Annotated in this window: 16 protein-coding genes; 6 read left to right on the top strand and 10 right to left on the bottom strand. The window is 62.9% G+C overall.

The window, feature by feature from the left end:
* Window positions 1–16 precede the first annotated feature (16 nt).
* From ycaC to J1G34_RS24020, 5 genes are all read right to left on the bottom strand, one after another.
* Complete coding sequence (gene ycaC, locus J1G34_RS24000) at window positions 17–634, bottom strand: isochorismate family cysteine hydrolase YcaC (RefSeq protein WP_065888317.1); 618 nt, start codon at window positions 632–634, stop codon at window positions 17–19.
* Window positions 635–656: 22 nt separating this feature from the next.
* Window positions 657–2495 (bottom strand): amidohydrolase, encoded by a 1839-nt coding sequence (locus tag J1G34_RS24005; protein ID WP_065895590.1) that lies wholly within the window; start codon window positions 2493–2495, stop codon window positions 657–659.
* Window positions 2492–3082: an antibiotic biosynthesis monooxygenase gene (locus tag J1G34_RS24010; protein ID WP_222994723.1), complete on the bottom strand. Its 591-nt coding sequence runs from the start codon at window positions 3080–3082 to the stop codon at window positions 2492–2494. The genes J1G34_RS24005 and J1G34_RS24010 overlap by 4 nt, the downstream gene beginning before the upstream one ends.
* Window positions 3083–3176: 94 nt before the next feature.
* Window positions 3177–3980 carry a hypothetical protein gene (locus J1G34_RS24015; RefSeq protein ID WP_347709500.1) on the bottom strand — a complete coding sequence of 268 codons (804 nt, stop codon included), beginning with the start codon at window positions 3978–3980 and terminating at the stop codon, window positions 3177–3179.
* A 325-nt stretch (window positions 3981–4305) separates the two neighbouring features.
* A complete protein-coding gene (locus tag J1G34_RS24020; protein WP_222994724.1) occupies window positions 4306–5208 on the bottom strand; it encodes a LysR substrate-binding domain-containing protein in 903 nt (300 codons plus the stop codon).
* A 204-nt stretch (window positions 5209–5412) separates the two neighbouring features.
* Between J1G34_RS24020 and J1G34_RS24025 the strand changes: the two genes are divergently transcribed.
* On the top strand, window positions 5413–5811 hold the full coding sequence (locus J1G34_RS24025) for a helix-turn-helix domain-containing protein (RefSeq protein ID WP_065888313.1): 399 nt from the start codon (window positions 5413–5415) through the stop codon (window positions 5809–5811).
* A gap of 58 nt (window positions 5812–5869) precedes the next feature.
* Entirely contained in the window at window positions 5870–8641 is a 2772-nt protein-coding gene (locus J1G34_RS24030) for an ATP-binding protein (protein ID WP_222994725.1), read from the top strand.
* On the opposite strand, the gene J1G34_RS24035 is transcribed toward J1G34_RS24030, so the two are convergent.
* Window positions 8588–10039 (bottom strand): winged helix-turn-helix domain-containing protein, encoded by a 1452-nt coding sequence (locus J1G34_RS24035; protein ID WP_222994726.1) that lies wholly within the window; start codon window positions 10037–10039, stop codon window positions 8588–8590. The genes J1G34_RS24030 and J1G34_RS24035 overlap by 54 nt on opposite strands.
* A 150-nt stretch (window positions 10040–10189) precedes the next feature.
* Window positions 10190–11140 carry a GlxA family transcriptional regulator gene (locus J1G34_RS24040; RefSeq protein ID WP_222994727.1) on the bottom strand — a complete coding sequence of 317 codons (951 nt, stop codon included), beginning with the start codon at window positions 11138–11140 and terminating at the stop codon, window positions 10190–10192.
* Between the two features lie 180 nt (window positions 11141–11320).
* Between J1G34_RS24040 and J1G34_RS24045 the strand changes: the two genes are divergently transcribed.
* Window positions 11321–12043: a pirin family protein gene (locus tag J1G34_RS24045; protein ID WP_128875581.1), complete on the top strand. Its 723-nt coding sequence runs from the start codon at window positions 11321–11323 to the stop codon at window positions 12041–12043.
* Window positions 12044–12163: 120 nt separating this feature from the next.
* Here the strand turns inward: J1G34_RS24045 and J1G34_RS24050 are convergent, their stop codons facing one another.
* From J1G34_RS24050 to pvdP, 3 genes are all read right to left on the bottom strand, one after another.
* A complete protein-coding gene (locus J1G34_RS24050; RefSeq protein WP_222994728.1) occupies window positions 12164–12490 on the bottom strand; it encodes a hypothetical protein in 327 nt (108 codons plus the stop codon).
* 65 nt (window positions 12491–12555) lie between these two features.
* Window positions 12556–13908, bottom strand: coding sequence for a Fic family protein (locus tag J1G34_RS27495; RefSeq protein WP_222994729.1), 1353 nt, complete (start codon window positions 13906–13908; stop codon window positions 12556–12558).
* A gap of 85 nt (window positions 13909–13993) precedes the next feature.
* Window positions 13994–15622 carry a pyoverdine maturation tyrosinase PvdP gene (gene pvdP / locus J1G34_RS24060; RefSeq protein WP_122463425.1) on the bottom strand — a complete coding sequence of 543 codons (1629 nt, stop codon included), beginning with the start codon at window positions 15620–15622 and terminating at the stop codon, window positions 13994–13996.
* A 142-nt stretch (window positions 15623–15764) separates the two neighbouring features.
* Here pvdP and pvdM point away from each other — a divergent pair, with 142 nt between their 5' ends.
* Genes pvdM through pvdO form a run of 3 tightly spaced genes read left to right on the top strand, consistent with a single transcriptional unit; the run spans window position 15765 to window position 19292 of the window.
* Window positions 15765–17126 (top strand): pyoverdine-tailoring dipeptidase-like protein PvdM, encoded by a 1362-nt coding sequence (gene pvdM / locus J1G34_RS24065; protein WP_065895579.1) that lies wholly within the window; start codon window positions 15765–15767, stop codon window positions 17124–17126.
* Complete coding sequence (gene pvdN / locus J1G34_RS24070) at window positions 17123–18391, top strand: pyoverdine-tailoring periplasmic protein PvdN (RefSeq protein ID WP_222994730.1); 1269 nt, start codon at window positions 17123–17125, stop codon at window positions 18389–18391. Before pvdM ends, pvdN begins: the two co-directional genes overlap by 4 nt.
* Before the next feature lie 28 nt (window positions 18392–18419).
* Entirely contained in the window at window positions 18420–19292 is an 873-nt protein-coding gene (gene pvdO, locus J1G34_RS24075; RefSeq protein ID WP_065935575.1) for a dihydropyoverdine dehydrogenase, read from the top strand.
* Window positions 19293–19694: the final 402 nt, after the last annotated feature.

Consider the following 19694-nt stretch of genomic DNA (forward strand, 5'->3'; position numbering starts at 1 on the left):
CAGCTTTGAGACCGGGTTACTTGGCCGTGAACGCCGAGTAGCTGTTCATCAGGTTGCGGTAGTTGGGGATGCGCGGCGACAGCAGGTTGGCCAGGCCTTCCATGTCGTTGCGCCAGTCAACCTGCAGCTCGCAGGCCACGGCGAACCAGTTGACCAGTTGCGCACCGGCAGCGGTCATACGCGCCCAGGCTGCTTGTTGCACGGTTTCGTTGAAGGTACCGGAAGCGTCAGTAACCACGAACACCTCGAAGCCTTCATCGAGGGCGCACAGGGTCGGGAACGCGACGCACACATCGGTCACCACACCGGCAATGATGATCTGCTTGCGGCCGGTGGCCTTGACGGCCTTGACGAAATCTTCGTTGTCCCAGGCGTTGATCTGGCCAGGGCGAGCGATGTACGGCGCATCAGGGAACAGTGCCTTGAGTTCCGGCACCAGCGGGCCGTTGGGGCCGGCTTCAAAGCTGGTGGTCAGGATGGTCGGCAGGTTGAAGAACTTCGCCACGTCGGCCAGGGCCAGCACGTTGTTCTTGAATTCGTTGGGGGAGAAATCCTGCACCAGTGAGATCAGGCCGGTCTGGTGATCGACCAGCAGGACAACCGCGTCGTCTTTGTTCAAGCGCTTGTAAGTCATGGGTTAACTCCGTTGGTGTTGGTTAGAAGGCAAAGCACGAGCAGCCGAACGCGCCCCAGAAGCCCTGGAAGTCGCTGACCGGCACGCTGGAAAAACGGGCTTTTTCATGGCGGTGGGCATGCACGCCGCAGGGGCCGCTGCACTGGTGTACTTGAGCTTGCAGCGGTGAAGTCGGCCGCCAGTGCCCCGGCACCTTGACCACCGGCGACCAGTCCGGCAGCACCGGAACCCGTGGCGGTGCGTAATCGTCGAAGTCGCCGGCGCCATATACCACCTTGCCGCCGACCACGGTCAGTACCGACTCGATCCACTTGATGGCTTCTTCGTCGACGCTGAAAAAATCCGCCGACAACGCTGCAACGTCGGCCAGTTGACCGACCTTGATCTGGCCCTTCTTGCCCTGCTCGGACGAGAACCAGGCGCTGCCGTGGGTAAACAGCTCCAGTGCGGTGAGGCGCGGCAGGCCCTCGGCGTGCAGCTCCAGGCCACCGACGGTGCGGCCGCTGACCATCCAGTACAGCGATGTCCACGGGTTGTAGCTCGACACCCGCGTGGCATCGGTGCCCGCGCCTACCGGTACGCCTTCGGCGAGCATGCGCTTGATCGGCGGCGTCGCTTCGGCGGCCTTGGCCCCGTAGCGCTCAACGAAGTATTCGCCCTGGAACGCCATGCGGTCCTGGATCGCAATACCGCCGCCGAGGGCACGCACGCGCTCGATGTTTTTCGGCGTGATGGTTTCGGCGTGGTCGAAAAACCACGGCAGGCCATTGAACGGAATGTCACGGTTGACCTTCTCGAACACGTCGAGCATGCGCGAGATGGATTCGTCGTAAGTAGCATGCAGGCGGAACGGCCAGCGCTGTTCCACCAGGTGGCGCACCACCGGTTCCAGCTCCTGCTCCATGGTCAGCGGCAGGTCCGGACGCGGTTCGAGGAAGTCTTCGAAGTCGGCGGCGGAAAACACCAGCATCTCACCGGCACCGTTGTGGCGCAGGTAGTCATCGCCCTGATGCAGGGTGACGCTGCCGGTCCAGTGCTTGAAGTCGCTGAGCTCTTCCTTGGGCTTCTGGGTGAACAGGTTGTAGGCGATGCGCACCGTCAACTGCTGGTCCCTGGCCAGTTGCTCGATCACCGCGTAGTCGTCGGGATAGTTCTGGAAACCGCCGCCGGCGTCGATGGCGCTGGTCAGGCCCAGGCGATTGAGCTCACGCATGAACTGGCGGGTGGAGTTGACCTGGTACTCCAACGGCAGTTTTGGGCCTTTGGCCAGGGTCGAGTACAGAATCATCGCGTTGGGCCGCGCCACCAGCATGCCGGTGGGGTTGCCGTTGCTGTCACGCACGATCTCGCCGCCCGGTGGGTTCGGCGTGTCCTTGGTGTAACCGGCCACGCGCAACGCCGCACGGTTGAGCAAGGCGCGGTCGTACAGGTGCAGCACGAATACCGGCGTGTCCGGCGCGGCCTGGTTGAGTTCTTCAAGGGTGGGCATGCGCTTTTCGGCGAACTGGAATTCGTTCCAGCCGCCCACCACGCGCACCCATTGCGGCGTGGGGGTGCGGTCGGCCTGGTCCTTGAGCATGCGCAGGGCATCGGCCAGGGACGGCACGCCTTCCCAACGCAACTCGAGGTTGTAGTTCAGCCCGCCGCGGATCAGGTGCAGGTGCGAGTCGTTGAGGCCGGGAATCACGGTACGGCCCTTGAGGTCGATGACCTCGGTGGTGCTGCCGCGCAGGGCCATGGCTTCACCGTCGGTGCCCACGGCGACGAAGCGCCCGTCACGAATGGCGACCGCGCTGGCGCGTGGGTTTTCCCGGTCCACGGTGTGGAACTGGCCATTGAACAGAATCAGATCGGCGTTCATGGGGTTTCCTTTACAGAGGCTTCAAGCCAGGGAGCGAACAGGCGAGTGGCCGCCGGCATCAGCAGGTAAACCACCAGCAGCACGATGGTCAGGGTGACCAGGAAGGTGGAGACCACGTAGTTGGACAGAAACGGGTGCAACCGCAGGATCGGCCCCCAGATAAACGGCAGGAGCAGGGTTTGCGGCAGGATCACACACAGGCTCACCACCGCCTGCTTCCAGCGCGGCGGCTTGGCGGTGCCGTCGGCCTGGGGGGCGAACCAGAATTCATTGGCGGCGCCGACTTCAGTCTGGTCGCCGTCGGCCAGCATTGGCGCCGCTTCGTCGATCAGGGCCTGGCGTTGCGGGGAGTCGAGCCACAACTCCAGGGCGTCGGTGGAGCGGTAGCGCAGTACGCAGGTAAACAGGGCCATGCCGCTCTGCTGGCTGCGCACGACGTCAACCCCAAGGTGACCTGGGCGTTCACCGGCGATGCGCACGATGCGGCGCAGCCAGGCTTCGTACTCGGTTTCACGGCCGGGCTTGACCCGGTGCTTGACGACCAGCGTGACGACTTCGTCGGGGCTGATGTTGGGTGTTGGGTCCATGATGGGTGTTTCCCCCCGGTGCATTGAGCGATGGGGGGAGTGTGCTGGGCAAAGGCGGTGGAGAATTGAATGTATGTGCTGTTTGCCGCGACGCTCAGCCTGGCTTTTGGTAACCGACGCCCTGGAAGGAGAACTTGAGCGCCTTACCCTCGCCGTTCACTCGAGTCACTTGCAGATCGCCGGTGATCGAATTGCGGAACCGACCATACAACCCTTCGCTCTTGACTGAACCCACCTTGATATTGCCTTGGTCATCCGTGGTAAAGGGCGCGGAAAAGCTGCCTGCGGTCGGCGCTATCTGCGAACTGCGATCGATCTCCTTACCGTAGTGTTCGACGAACCCGCTATAGCTCGTGGTCAAGCTGACCTTGCGATCGACGTAAAGGTCTTTGACGTGTTGCCTGGGCCCGAGGTGCTCGGGGTCCGTGACGTCCTGGATATACCCGCTCAACCGCTGCGGATTCTGCGGGTCTTGTTCCACCGTGAGGTTGTATTGATGGCCGAACGTGAAATCCACCGTTGTACTGTTGCTCGCCCCCGGGCCACCGTCCGCGTCGCAACTGCCGTCTGGAGCGGTAAAGTGCGACCCGAACCCGGAAAACGGCACTTGCGCCTTGCCGTCCTCCCCTGGCTGCAGCCCGATATACCCGTCGCCAAGGGAATTACCCTGTGCATCATTAATGCCGAACTGCATCGCGTAATAAATCCCCGCAGGCTCGCTAGGGGTTCTTTGCGCGCCCGCGCCAATACTGATTGGAAAAGTAAGGTTGCTCACCCCCTGGCCTGATCCGGGAACCGTGTAGGAAACGAGGTACATCCCATCGGGTGCTGAGGCCTCCTTCTTAATCTCCAGACGCGGATCGCTCACCCTGTCCAGTTTTGACGTCTCGACAGTCACCGGCACAGCCCCCGGCGTGGAGACGACAGAGCGGGTTGAGCCCGCGAGGCCAGCGCCCGAATCAGCGCTCGCGGGTATTGACTCCGGGTGCCGCGACGCCGAAGCGGGCGCGTCATGACCCGGCTGTGGTGTAACCGGTGGAATAACCTGTGGCCTCTGAGAGATATACATAGTCGCTACCCGCCCCTGCTGAAAGTTGACCCATGGTAGGCGGGCCAACCCCAGGCGGGCAGCCGGAAAAAGCGTGCGCATCGTTAGGACTTTGCTGTACATCGAGGCCGGCCAACGTGAGACCGCGTTCGGCGCCAGGGCTGAACCGCTAAACCTATGCGGCCATATGTTGCGCAATCTTGCCCCGCAACCAGCGCTCGGCCGGGTCATTGTCATGCACCCCGCTCCACACCATCGACAGCTCTGCCGCATCAATCGCGAACGGCGGGTCTTCGGCCCGCAGGCGGGTGCCCTCGGTCAATGCACACGCCGCGTAATCGGGCACGGTCGCGATAATCTGCGAACCGGCCAGCAATGCGCGCAGCCCGCTGAACTGCGGCACCGCCAGCACCACCCGCCGCGAACGGCCGATGCGTGCGAGGTCCAGGTCGATATTGCCGCTCAAATCACCCGAGAACGACACCATGGCATGGGGCCTGGCGCAGTAATCGTCCAGGCTCAGCGGCGCCTCGCCATCATCGCCGCGCAGCACCTTGCAGGGAATATCGCGCAGCTTCCTGCGCTTGGCGTTGGCCGGCAGTTCGGTGGTGTAGCTCACCCCTACCGAGATTTCACCGCTGGCCAGCAACGACGACATCAACAGGTAATTGGCCCGGCGCACCACCACGATGATGCCGGGTGCTGCTTCGCGCAGGTGACTGAGCAAGGGCGGAAACAGCCCGAACTCGGCGTCGTCGGACAGGCCGATGCGAAACACCGCGCAGCTGGTGGAGGGGTCGAAATCCTTGGCACGGCTGACGGCGCCCGAAATGGTGTCCATGGCCGGTTGCAGTTCCTTGAGTATCGCCACCGCCCGTGGCGTGGGTTCCATGCCGCGACCGTTGCGCAGCAGCAACGGGTCGTCGAACAAGTCACGCAGGCGGCCCAGTGCCGCGCTCACCGCCGGCTGGCCCATAAAGAGTTTCTCGGCGACCCGGGTCAGGTTCTTCTCGAACATCAGGGCTTCGAAAATCACCAGCAGGTTCATGTCGACGCGGCGCAGGTCGTTGCGGTTCATGGCGGTATCCAGACGGTTTGCAGGGAGTCAGGGAAGCACGCCCGCAACGCTCGCGATTGCACACCTGTGCTGTCTTTTCCCCGCCGGCACCTGGCGAAATTAACAACGATTAACTCGTCAGCCAGGCGGTCCGGCAACAAGATGAACGGCGTCTACACTGCATCCATTCAACGGGAAAGCTCCCATCGACTGCGGATATTTGTCATGGCCCGACTCGAGCAATATGCCCCTCGTCTATCCGCCACCGGAGGCCTGTGCCCCCGGCGCGAGCGTATCGCCAAGCAACTGATCCTCGCCAACCTCGGCGAAAGCCTGAGCATCGCCGAGCTGGCCCAGGCGTGCGCGTTGTCGCGCAGTCACTTTTCCCGCGCCTTCAAGTGTTCCACCGGGGTGTCGCCCCAGGAGTGGATTCGCCACCAGCGCATCCTGCGCGCCAAGGAACTGATTACCGGTTCTTCCCTGAGCCTTACGCAAATCAGCCTGGAATGCGGCTTTTGCGACCAGGCGCACTTCTGTCACATGTTCACGCGCAGCGAGGGCGTGAACCCGATGACCTGGCGAAACCACCACTCGCGCTCCAAGCCCGAGGTGATCGCAGCCTAGTGGTCTTCAAGCGCCTGGAATATGCTTGCCCATCCGTTACTTTTGAACCTGGGCAGCCATGAATGAGTTGAGCGACCAGGCCGTGCACTTCGGCCCCTACCGCATCCATCCGCGCGAGCGCCTGGTGCTGGAGGCCGGTCGCCCGCTGCGCCTGGGACGGCGGGCGGTGGACATTCTGCTGATCCTGCTGGAGCACGCCGGCAATGTGGTGAGCAAGCAGGAGCTGATCGCGCGGGTCTGGCCCAGAAGCGTGGTGGAAGACGGCAACCTGCGGGTGCACATGGCCGCGTTGCGCAAGGCCCTGGGCGACGGCCAGGCCGGGCAGCGCTATATCGTCACGGTCGCCCAGCGCGGCTACAGTTTTGTCGCGCCACTGAGCATCGAACCGATGACGCTACCCACCGACGGCGCGCCCCAACGCCCAAGCCACAACCTGCCGCTGCGGCGCACGCGCATGATCGGCCGCCAGGCCCTGATCGATGCGCTGGTGCAGCAACTGCCGCAGCAACGTTTCATCACCCTGACCGGCGCCGGTGGCATCGGCAAGACCACCGTCGCGCTGCGCGTCGCGGAATTGCTGATCGGGCATTACCGCGATGGAATTCATCTGCTGGACCTGGCGCCGCTCAGTGCCGCGTCGATGATTCTGCCCAACCTCGCCGCCTTGCTGGGTGCCGCACCTGGGGAGAATGCGCCGCTGGCAAGCTTCGCCCGCAGCTTGCAGGCACGCCAGTTGCTGCTGGTGATCGACAACTGCGAGCACCTGCTCGACGACATTGCTCTGATCAGCGAAACCCTGTTGCGCCATGCGCCGCACCTGCACATCCTCGCCACCAGCCGTGAAGCGCTGCGCGCCGAAGGTGAGTCGGTGCAACGCCTGGAGCCGCTGAGTTGCCCGCCCGCCACCGGCAACCGCGCCCAGGCCCTGGGTTACCCGGCCATGCAATTGCTGATCGAGCGGGCCATGGCCCATCAGGACAGCTTTGCCCTGAGCGATGCCGAACTGCCGCTGGCCATCGATATCTGCCAGCGGCTGGACGGCATTCCGCTGGCAATCGAGCTGGTGGCCGCGCAGATCGAGCGTTTTGGCTTGCCGGGGCTGCTGGTGCAGATGGAGGATAACTTTCGCCTGCTGACCCGCGGACGGCGCAACGCCCTACCCCGCCAGCAAACCTTGCGGGCCACGCTCGACTGGAGCTTTGACCTGCTGACCGAAGGCGAAAAAATCTGCCTGCGCAGGCTGGCGGTGTTTCGCCGGGGCTTCAGCCTGGTCAGCGCGGCGGCGGTGATCGCCGGAGAAAACGTCGCCCTGGCCGAAGTGCTCGGTTCCATCACGCAACTGGTGGCCAAGTCGCTGCTGAATGTGGACGCCGGCGAGGACGAGATGGTCTATCGCCTGCTGGATATCACGCGCACGTATGCCCTGGAAAAGCTCAGCCTCGCCGGCGAACTGCAAGCCACGCGCGAACGCCATGCGGCACGCTGCCTGGCGCTGATGGAACAGGCCCGCGGTGATTGGGAACTGATCGCCACCCAGCCTTGGATCGAGCGCTACGCACCGCTGCGCGAAGACGTGCGCGCCGCCCTCGACTGGGGCTTTGCCGACGACGCGGGGCACTTGCTGGCGATCCGCCTGACGGTCAGTGCGATGCCCCTGTGGCAGGAACTGTCGTTGCTGCGCGAGCATGCCGGTTATGTGGACAAGGCGCTGGCGCTGATCGATCAGGTCGAAGCGCCCTGTACGCAATTGACCCTGCAACTGCAATTGGCCCTGGGCAGCCTCTCCTACCACGCCCTGGGCGCCGCGCCACAGACCATTGCGGCGTTTGTCGGTGCTGAGCGCCTGGCCGAAGAACGCCAGGACCTGGCCGGCCAGTTGCGCGCGGTCTCCGGGCATATGGCGGTGAACCTGTGTGCCGGGCGCTATGACCAGGCGCTGCAACAGAGCCTGCAATTCGATCGCCTCGACCCACGCACCGAGCCGCTGCTGGACCTGAGCACCCAACGCCTGCGCGCCCTCGCCCGGCATTACACCGGCGATCAGGTACTGGCCCGGCATCATGCCGAGCAGGTGCTGCAACGGATGAGCCACAGCGGCCACGTGAATCGCTTCGCCCATGGCGTTGGCGTGCAGTACGACCAGAGCGTCGCGTCCCTGACCGTCCTGGCGCGCATCCTTTGGCTGCAAGGCTTCCCCGAACGCGCCTGGCGCACCGCGAGCCAGGCACTGGAGCTGGCGCTGCAGATCAACCACGGCACCTCGATCTGCTACACCCTGGCCTTGGCTGGTGTAGTCATCGCCCGCTACAACGGGGCCGACGACGAGGCACAGGCCATGCAACGCCTGTTGCTTGAGCAGGCGCACAAGCATTCGGTGCAACTGTTCCAGACCTGGGCCGGGCACTATGCCGGTATCCTGGGCGACCAGGATCTGCAGGGCCTGGGACTGATCGAGGACACCCTGGTCACCTTCGGCATGCGGCAGGTCGATGAGCCGGGCATGCACCGCGCGCGCAGTGGCACGGCGGGCTGGTGCGCCCCGGAAATCCTGCGGGTGTACGCCGGGCAGGTGTCGCTCCAGGGGGATACCCACGGTGCTGAAACGCTGCTGCTCGAAGCCCTTGGCCTGGCACGCCGGCAAGGTGCCCTGGCCTGGGAGTTGCGCTGTGCGGGCTGCCTGGCGCAACGCTGGCAGCAACAAGGGCGCAGGCAAGCCGCCAAGGATTTGCTGGAGCCGATCTACGCTCGATTTACCGAAGGCTTCGCCACCCGCGATCTACTGCGCGCACGCCGCCTGCTCGACGAGTTGCAGGACAAACGGCCGGCCTGAAAACTCACCCAGACACTGCCCATAACCTTGCTGCAAGCGCTCGACCTGAAGCGGATCGCGCAACTGCGCCAGGGCGTAGCTGCGCACGCTATTGAGCAGGCGATAGCGCGTCGGGCCCGGGCCAGGCTCGGCGGTCAGCAGCGACAGATTGACCAGACGCGCCAGCAGGTAGGACAAATCGGCGTGCTCAAGCTCGGTCCCGCTGACCATTTCACGCAAGGTGGGCAGGGTCACCGCCATCTTGAACAGGCCCAACTGCAGGAACAGCCAGCACTCCGGCAGGCTCAGGCGCTCGTAGCTCCAGTCCAGCGCGGCGGTCATTGAGCGATGGCGTTCCACCGCCGTGCGACGACCGTGGCTCAGCCCGTGCAGGCCGCTGCGCAATTGCCGCTGCACACCGCCGATACCCAGGGCGTCAACCTGGGCGGCCGCCAGTTCGAGGGCCAACGGGATACCGTCCAGGCGCCGGCAAATATCACGCAGCGGCATCAACTCCTGGGGCCGCAACACAAAACCCTGCTGACTGGCGCGCGCCCGTGCGACGAACAACTGCACGGCGGGACAGGCCATGGCCTGCTCGACACTGCCCAGCGCCGACGGCGACGGCACGTCCAACGGCGGCACGCGCATCACCCATTCGCCCGGCACCAGCAAGGCCTCGCGACTGCTGACCAGCACGCTGACCTCCGGCGCCCTTTCGTGCAGCGCGCGCAGCAGCTTGCGACAGGCACCGAGCAGCAGGTCGGCCCCATCGAATACCAGCAGCAATCGGCGCGCGGCCAACCGTCGGCACAGCTCATCGAGGCTGTCGACCGCGTCCAACTGCAAGAGCGTGGCCAGGTGCCCGAGCAGTTCGCCCAGCGTGCGCAGGTCGCCCAGGTCGACCCACCACACCCCGTCGCGATAGCGTGGCAACACGCGTTCGGCGAGCGCCAGGGCCAGGGTACTTTTGCCGATACCGCCCACTCCGGTCAGGGTCAACAGCCGCTGCCCGGCCATGCGCCGTACCAGCATGCCTACCAACTCATCGCGACCGACCACGGGGCTCAGCCGCGCCGCCAGGTTGTGCTCTGCCGGCAACGTCGGCAGCGCGCCTTGCACGGGCGCAGCGAAGCAATAACCGCGCTGCGGATGATTGAGGATCAAAGGCTGCACATCCACGGCGCGACGCAACGCGGCAATGTGCACGCGCAGGTTATTGTCTTCAACCACGCTGTTGGGCCAGACCCGTTCGATCAAGGTCGCCTTGCTGATGAAGTGCCCCGGCGCTTCCAGCAACACCGCGAGGATATCCAGGGCGCGCCCGCCCAGCGGCACCGGCCAGCCGGCCTTGCTGACCAGACGCTGGTGCCGATGAAACGTATAGGCGCCGAAGCTCACCGCCGCAGAATGATTCATGTCCGTAACAGCGCTGAAACACCCGTGCTTGAGTGCCTGCGCATCCTTTTTCCGTGGGCTCGACGTTATCTTGCCAGCTGGCGATAACAGGACAATGCTGGCACGGGGAGCGATACGGACAATCGGGGGCCTCAGACGGACAGGGTGTCGTTAACTGAACTGTTGTCGGTATTGGGTAGGGTTCAGGCCGAGCTTTTCACTGAACAGAAAGCGCATATGCCGCACGCTGCCGAAGCCTGAGTGGAACGCCACGGTCTTGAGCGGCAGGTCGGTGGTTTCCAGTAACTGGCGGGCACGGTCGATGCGCGCGCCTTGCAGAAACGCCATGGGCGTCATCTGCACTTCCCTGGCGAACAGTCGCGCAAAGTGCCGCGCGCTCATGCCGGCAAGTTCGGCCATCGACTCGATGGTAAAGGGTTGGTCGAGCTGCGCCAGCACGTGGTGCTGCACCCGAGTGATCGCGGTTTCCTGGGGCGCCACGGCGGCGGTCATCGGGCTGAACTGGGCCTGGCCACCCTGGCGTTTCATCACCACCAGCAACACCTTGGCCACGTCCACCGCCACTTGCTTGCCATGGTCCTGGGCGACAATCGATAGGGCCAGGTCGATACCGGCCGTGACGCCACCCGAGGTGATCAAGCGTCGGTCCTGCAGGTAGATGCGATCGGTCTCGACGATGGCGTTCGGGAATGCCTTGATCAAGCGTTCGGTGTAATGCCAGTGAGTGGTCACGCGGTGCCCGTCGAGCAAGCCGGCGTGTCCGAGCACAAAGGCGCCGGTGCAGATCGAACCGAAACGCCGTGCCCGTGGCGCCATCGCCTTGAGCCAGGGCAGCAGCGCGGGATGGCATTCGTTATAGGCCCCCGGACCGCCAGGCACCAGAAGTACGTCATAGGCGTCCTGGGCCTGCTCCAGCAGCAGGTCGGTCTGCACCGTGACGCCATTGGAGGCGCGCAACGGCCCGGGCTCGGTGCCGATGGTGACGATCCGGTAGTGGTCGGCCGCCGGCAGGTAGCGGTTGGCAATCGAAAACACTTCAAGCGGCCCGGCCATGTCGAGCAGCAGGAAGTCCGGAAACAGCGCCATGGCCACGGTTTTCATAAGCAGGAAACGTCCATCGAGAAGAAAGGCGACTGCATTATGGCATGCCTTTTACTGTCAACTTATAAGCGACAGTTATTCGGATTTCATCTTCTTAATGAATTACCCGTTAACCATTAACCTTCTTCTCAACGCAAGCGCCCTGCATCTCGCAGCCCGCGCTCACTTGAGGACTGGACCATGCTGACCCTTCGCAAAGCTTCCGAACGCGGCGCCGCCAATCACGGTTGGTTGAAGTCGTTCCACACCTTCTCCTTCGCCAACTACTGGAACCCGAATGAACAAGGGTTTTCCGACCTGCTGGTGATCAACGATGACCGCGTCGCCGCCGGCAAAGGCTTCGGCCAGCACCCGCACCGTGACATGGAGATTTTCTCCTATGTGCTCGAAGGCGCCCTGGAACACAAGGACACCCTGGGCACCGGTTCGGTGATCCGCCCCGGCGATGTGCAATTGATGAGCGCCGGCAGCGGCGTGGCCCACAGCGAGTTCAACCACAGTCACCGCCTGGGTGTGCACTTCCTGCAAATCTGGATCGTGCCCAATGAAGCCGGGGCCAAGCCGCGATATCAGCAGGAGCACTTCAGCGAAGCGCAAAAACGCGGGCGCCTGCAACTGATCATCTCGCCGGATGGCGCCGACGGTTCGTTGAATGTTCGCCAGGATGCGCGGGTGTATGCCGGGCTGTTCGATGGTGATGAAAGCGCGCAACTGGACTTGCCGCCGGATCGCTATGCCTACATCCATGTGGCGCGCGGCAGCGTCGAGCTCAATGGCCGGCGCTTGCAGGAAGGCGACGGTGCGCGCGTACGGGACGAACGCCAGATTCGCCTGAGCCATGGCGAGGACGCCGAGGTGCTGGTCTTTGACCTGCGCCCCAATGAAGTGCCGCAGATGCCATGACGGTCGCAGTGATGGCCCGTGAGCGGGTCCATCGCTGGCGTCGATAGTCACCATCAGCGCAATGAAGTTCTCTTAAAAACTGCGACGCGTAACATCAAACCCATGCCAAACGGCACCTCACTAAAACACTTGGAGCACACCATCATGAAACGCCAACTCTTGCTTAGCCTCGCTTTCTCGGTACTGGCTGCAAACGCTTTCGCCCACCCGGTAGTCGCTGAAGGCGGCGCGGATCGCATGATTGAAACCCGTGTTGCCGAAGGTGGTGCGGATCGCTTGCAGGAACGTGGCCTGGCTGAGGGCGGAGCGGATCGCCTGCAGGAACGTGGCTTGGCCGAGGGCGGTGCGGATCGCCTGCAGGAACGCGGCCTGGCTGAAGGCGGTGCGGATCGTCTGCAGGAACGCGGCCTGGCCGAAGGCGGTGCTGAACGCCTGCTGAGCAACCACGTATAACCCCTGCTGTTGAAGGGAACCCAAACCGGCCTGATCAGCCGGTTTTTTTTCGTTTTCGATCAACCCGCGCTTGTCAGCTTCTTCAGGTTGACCTGCGCATCGTCGCGCGCGATGTACAGGTGGCTTTTTCCTTCCTGTACCTTGAATAGAAGTTTCATACCGACCAGTTTTTCAAGGTCCTTGCGTGCCGTATTTTCGGAAATGTCATAGTCATGGGTGAGTTCCCTGGGCGTATAGATGCGCCCAGGGTGTTGCAGCACTTTTTTCAGGAAATGGCCCTGTCGGTAGTTCAACCCTTCTTTTAAATCAAGCGAATCGAGCCAGCTCATCAGCTCTACGGCTTCTTGCCTTTTACCTTCGAAATACAGCATGAATTCGTTCATCGCGCGCTCGATGACCCGCAATTGATAAATGACGAAATAGGTCAAATCGAATCCATCGGTTTGCGTATGGATATACGAGCGCCCGTATTGCATCGGGGCTTCTTTGAGCAAGGCGCTGATGGAAATGTACTCAAAAGGCCAATAACCACTTTTGAGCATGAACCAATAGAACAACGCGCGTGCGGTGCGGCCGTTGCCGTCCCTGAAGGGGTGCTCATAACCCAGCATGAAATGAAGAATGATGGCTTTGACCAGCGGATGGATAAAGTGCCTGCCGCCTTGACCGTCATGGCGGTCATTGGCAAACCTGCAAAGTGCCGCAAGCCTATTCGGTAGCAATGCAGCCTGAGGGGGTTGATGAACAATTTCATTCCCCGCGCCGCCGACAAAAATATCGTCGGTTTCCCTGATATGCCCGGGGCGAATATCGTCCTCGTCAATCCCTGCTGTCGCGATGCCATGGAACTCACAGATCAATGCGACAGACAGGTCTTCGCCCTGGTTGTACTTGGCATGTTTCATCAGTTGATAGTTATTGAGGATCATCCGCTCATCGTCATTCTGCGGCGGGCGCTCCTTGGCCAGCATGTCCTTGGCGATTTTGCGCGTGGTCGCGGCACCTTCCAGTTGGGCGCTGGAAATTGCCTCTTCCATCATCAAGGAGTCGACCAGGTACTGAGCGTTATCACGGTATTGAGGAGACGACGCTGCCGCCCCGCCTAAACGGGATGTCACCGACTCGACAGCGTGAATCACCGCATCGCTGAAATCCGTGGAGCACAAGAAAAAAGCACTGCCGCATTCGCTCTTGAGCTCAAGCGTCTTGCTCCCACAGGCCCGGGACATCTTGATGGCGGCCCAGGCCGCCTCTTTATTGATCCCCGGCGTCGGGTAACGGCGGAATTCGTCCCAGTGCAAATATCGGCCTTTGTCATCGACCGCCTTGAAAATGCGTGCAAGCTCGAAAACCTGCAAACCATGACGATCTAACAAAGCCGCGAAATCAGTGGGTTTATGGATTTTCGCCACGACTGAAACTCAATTTTGGAAAATTGAGTTGATCGTTGCGCGCCAGTGCGAGGATGTCAAGGAACACGCAGCCAAAACACCGCACTCAGGCCTCGCGCTTAACCTTCAAATGCCGCGCATACCAGGGCCGCTTCGGCACGCGCTTGAACAGGCCCTTGAGCAGTTCCTCATCGGCACCGAAGGTGATGCGCAGGGCCAGTTTCATGATTTCCGGGTCCATTTCCATCGAGCGGCCCTGCTGCAACCCCGGCGTGGTGCTGCAGCCGTGGGTATCCGGGCCGAGCCAGGGGTCGCCGACCTCAACCCAGCGTCCCGGTGCGAACCAGGCTACGCCGTTGACCTCAAGCCGGGTGACTTCGCCCGGATGGAACCGCTCGTGGGCGCGGAACCAGTCTTCGATGCGGTCATCGATCCAGCCGTGGAAGTGCCAGAACACCGGGTTCACGTGGGATGAAAACGGATCGCCGAGGAAGTCGTTTTCCGGTGCGTACCAGCGTGCGGCGAAGTCCGCAGGGTCGCGGGCAAACGGCACCGGGGCGCCGTTGGACGGGTCACGCGGCACAGAAGCCCAGCGCATGTGCAGCCAGTCGTGCAGGCCCAGCTCCATCTCCGAGCCCAATTGGCCCAGGGTCAGCCTGGCCAGGTAGCGTGGGTCGCGGTATTGGGATTCCCACACCTGGAAATTGCTGTGGTAGGTCTCGGCAGCCTTGATGTCGCTGACCCACTGGGTGTAATCGGCGTCATCCGGCGCCGACCAGCACGGCGGCAACGCAAAGCCGTCGTGGTTATCGAAGTAGCGCACAAAGCCCGGGCGATCGCGCTCCAGCGCCGGTTGGGGCTCGGGGAAATGCGGCCACGACGGCAGGTCCTGCATGGAGCGGGCAGTGCCCAGCATATGGCGGTGCATGAAGAAAAAGTCGATGCCCGAGCCGTTACGGTCCTTGAGCTTGCCCCGTGCATCGCGCTCCCGGCCACGCGGCCCGGGTTGCCAGCCGATGCCGCGCAGGGCCTCGCGCTTTTCTTCGGAGAGCTTGTGCCATTGGTCACGGGTGGCGTGCCACAGCTGGTGAAACAGGCGATGTTCGGGGGCAATCAGCCAGGCCAGCAGGGTCGGGTTGAGGCCGATACGCTGGCGGGCTTCGGGGAACAGCTGTTTGTGGGCGATGAATCGGTTGTCGCGCTCGGTCAATGCCAGGGGCCGCTCGAGGTCGAGGATCTGCCCACTGAGGGTGCCGCTGCCGGCATTGCCGAAGTCGGCCCAGACTTCATCGAGGGTCATCTTGAATTCGTAGGCCGGGATGCCCGCCGCCGATTCGCGGTCGATCAGCCGCCAATAGAGCAAGGCGCCCTCGCCCGTCAGCAGATCGCCCAATACGCGGTAGCGTGGCTCGCCGTCGGCCCGCAGGTTCTCGGCGGTGTCCAGGTAACCGCGCAAGCCACGGCCACGGGGCGCGATGTCCAGCAGCAGTTCCAGGCCCCGGGACGGCAAGCCCCTGAGGCCGGCATCGCGGCCTTCCAGGCGCAGGCTCCACACGCCGCGCAACGTATTCGCCAGGTGCTGGCCCTGGGTGTCGGCCAGGTCGACCGTGGCTTCGCCGGGGGTGACCGGGAATTCTTCTTCCCGCGTCAGCTCGCGATGGGCGTAAAAGGCCGCGGGCACCGCCGCGCCGGTCAGCGCCAGGCCTGCGATGAACCCACGTCGAGAGATCGTCATTGTCTACCTTAGGAAACGGCTTAATCAGAGCTAGAACGTTTGCAGCCTGGGGAAATTTACCGCCCGGGCAGCGCCCGCTAAATTTCCCCGGTCATCGCTCGTTCTTCCCTGATAGCAAAGGCCTCAACTGACTGAGATGGCAATGACAAAACCACGTTCGAAAAAGGCGCTGTATATCGGCTTGCCGCTGGCACTGGCGGTCGCTGCCGGGGCCGGCTTTCTGGTCTGGGATCATTGGTTCAAGGGCAACGCCGGCTACCCGCTGGAGGTGATCAAGCAGGCCAATGAAATGCAGGATCGCCTGTTGTCGTTCGACAGCCACATCACCGTGCCCATGGATTTCGGCACCGCCGGCAATGAAGCCGACAAGGATGGCAGCGGCCAGTTCGACCTGGCCAAAGCGGCGCGCGGCCGATTATCCGGCGCGGCCCTGACCATTTTCGGCTGGCCGGAAATCTGGAACGGTCCCAACGCCCCGCACAAACCCACCGACGGTTTTGTCGAGGAAGCCCGCCATGAGCAGGAGGTGCGCTACACAATCATCTCCGGCATGGTCCGCGACTTCCCCCACCAGGTGGGCATCGCCTACACCCCGGACGACATGCGCCGCCTGCACGGCGAAGGCAAGTTCGCGATCTTTATCAGCATGCTCAACGCCTACCCGCTGGGTGACGACCTGAACCAGCTGGACCTGTGGGCGGCGCGCGGCATGCGCATGTTCGGCTTCAGCTACATCGGCAATAACGCCTGGTCGGACTCGTCGCGCCCGCTGCCGTTTTTCAATGACACCACCGACGCCCTCGAGGGCCTGTCGCCCATCGGCCAGCAAGCGGTGCAGCGCCTCAATGACCTGGGAGTGATCATCGACGTGTCGCAGATGTCGACCAAAGCCCTGGAACAGGTCGCGCAGTTAAGCCGTACACCGATGGTAGCGTCCCACTCGGCCCCCCGGGCGTCGGTGGACATTCCGCGCAACCTCAGCGACAAGGAACTGCAACTGATCAAGCGCAGCGGCGGCGTGGTGCAGGTGGTGGGCTTTCCTGCCTACCTGCGCCCCCTGAGCCAGCCGACCCAGGACAAGCTCAACGCCCTGCGCGCCCGCTTCGACTTGCCGCCGCTGCCGAACCTGGCGATGGCCTTGATGCCGGGCGATGCGATCATCGCCGCGTGGCCCGAACAGCGCTTCGGCCAGTACGCCAGCGAGCTGTACGCGATTCTCGAGGAAGAACCCAAGGCGACCCTCAAGGACTGGGGCGATGCCATCGACTACACCGTGCGCAAGATCGGCATCGACCACGTCGGCATCGCGTCGGACTTCAACGACGGCGGTGGCCTGCAGGGCTGGGAGAACGTTGGCGAAGTGCGCAACGTCACCGCCGAACTGATCCAGCGCGGTTATTCCGAAGCCGATATCGCCAAGCTGTGGGGAGGCAACTTCCTGCGGGTGTGGGAGCAGGTCCAGAAAGCCGCCAAACCCTTGGCCCATCAAGAAGTCAGCCCATGACCGACCGTCGCACATTCCTCAAGCAGGCCGGCGTATTGGCCGCCAGCCTGCCGCTGGGCAACACGCTGATTCCCCAGGCGCTGGCCGCCGCCACGAACGACCCATGGACAGGCTTGAAACAACTGTTCAACCAGGACCCGGATTACCTGCATTTTTCCAACTTCCTGGTCGCGTCGCACCCCAGGCCGGTGCGCGAGGCCATTGAGCGCTACCGCGCCCAGATCGACCGCAACCCCGGCCTGGCGATGGACTGGGACCTGCAGGAAACCTGGAAACGCGAAGGCCAGGTGCGTGAATGGGCGGGCCGCTACCTGAACGCCACACCGCCACAGATCGCCCTGACCGGCAGCACCTCCGAAGGGCTGGCGATGATTTATGGCGGGATCAAGGTGCGCGCCGACCAGGAAATTCTCACCACCGAGCATGAGCATTACGCGACGCAGAACGTGCTGGATTTTCGCGTGCGCAGGGAAGGCACCCAGGTACGCCGCATCCGGCTGTTCGACAGCGCCAGCGGCGTGTCCGCCGATGAAGTGCTGGGCAATATCCAGCGCAATATTCGCCCCAACACCCGCGTACTGGGCATGACCTGGGTGCAGTCGGGCAGCGGTGTCAAATTGCCGATTGGCGAAATCGGCCAGTTGGTGAATGAATACAACCGCAACCGCGACGACAACGACCGCCTGCTCTACGTGGTCGACGGCGTGCACGGTTTCGGCGTGGAAAATCTCGACTTCCCGGCCATGCACTGCGACTTCTTCATCGCCGGCACCCACAAGTGGATGTTCGGCCCGCGCGGCACCGGCCTGGTGTGCGCTCGCAGCCCCGACAACACCTACGTCACACCGATGGTGCCGACCTTCTCCGAAGACAAGGATTTCGCCACCACCATGACGCCCGGCGGCTACCACGCGTTCGAGCATCGCTGGGCCGCCGACGAAGCCTTCAAGCTGCACCTGCAACTGGGCAAGGCAGCGGTGCAGGCGCGTATCCACGCACTCAACACCGAGCTTAAAGCGCAACTGCTGGCGCATCCGCAGATAGAACTGGTCACGCCGCGCAGTCCAGCGCTGTCGGCAGGTTTTACCTTCTTTCGGGTCAAGGGCCAGGACTGCGATGTGGTGGCCAGCTACATGATGAAAAACCGAGTGGTGATCGACGCCGTGGACCGTGATGTCGGGCCGGTGATCCGCACCTCCCCCGGCCTGCTCAACAGCTCGGATGAGATCCAGCGCTTCATGGCGTTGCTGAGCCAGCGGCTGTGACCTTTTTTTATTTGAACGAGACGCTCACATGACGCCATTTCGACTCAAACCCCTGACAGCCCTGGCGCTGACCGTACTGTGCGGCGCCCTGCTCCCGGGCATGGCCCAGGCGGCGGCACCGCAACCGGGCAAAGTCTTCAAGGACTGCAAGGACTGCCCGGAAATGGTGGTATTGCCTGCGGGCACCTTCACCATGGGCACCCCGGAAGACGAAGTCGGCCGCGAACCGGACGAAGGCCCGATGCATGAAGTGACCTTCGCCAAGCCCTTCGCCATGAGCCGCTTCCACATTACCGCCGGTGAATGGGACAGCTATGTCCGCCAGACCGGGGTGAAGATCGCCAATGGTGATGATCGTCCCGGCCGCGAATGCATCGCCAGCAAGCCGCGCTACCCCCAGGGCCCGCGCCAGCCGGCGGTGTGCATGGACATGGACGACATTAAAAACTACGTGGCCTGGCTGTCGAAAAAAACCGGCCAGCAGTACCACATGGTCAGCGAAGCCCAACGCGAATACGCGGCCCGCGCCGGCACCCGCGGGCCGTTCCCCTTCCCGTTCGACGACGGCAAGGGCTACAGCATTGCCAGGCACGCCAACACCTACGGCCCGGCGGACGGCTACAGCTATTCGTCACCGGTGGGCAGCTACCCGCCGAACGCGTTTGGCATGTACGACATGCACGGCAATGTGTATGAACGGGTTGCCGATTGCGAACACCCGAACTACATCGGTGCACCGACTGACGGCAGTGCCTGGATGGAACCGAACTGCGAGTCCTACCAGATTCGCGGCAATGACTGGGGCGAGGCGCCAGTGTTCTCCCGCTCCGGCAACCGCAACAACATCTACCCGCAGACGCGCGGTGACTGGATTGGTTTCCGGGTAGTGCGCGATCTCTAAGCCATGCACCAATCCACTGTGGGAGGGTCAGTGAATGCTTCTGCAACTGACCCACCGCCATCGGCGGCAAGCCCCCTCCCACATTTGAGCGCCATGCGTCAGGAAGAATGTATTCACCAGCAGACGCGGCGTGACTGGATTGGTTTTCGGGCAGTACGCGAGCCCCAAGCCGTACACCAGTCCAATGTGGGAGGGGGCTTGCCCCCGATGAGGGAGGGTCAGTGCATGCATCTGCGCCTGACACACCGCAATCGGGGGCAAGCCCCCTCCCACATTTGAGCGCCATGCGTTTGAGCTGGTCTAATAGTCCCGGACACCTCAATAGGTGAAACTACACCTATTGAGGAGTATTCCATGACCAAGAAGTACAGAAAATTCGACGCCGCTTTCAAGCTAAGAGTC

The organism is Pseudomonas sp. Wu6 (assembly GCF_019891515.1).
GTDB classification, from domain to species: Bacteria; Pseudomonadota; Gammaproteobacteria; order Pseudomonadales; family Pseudomonadaceae; genus Aquipseudomonas; species Aquipseudomonas orientalis_A.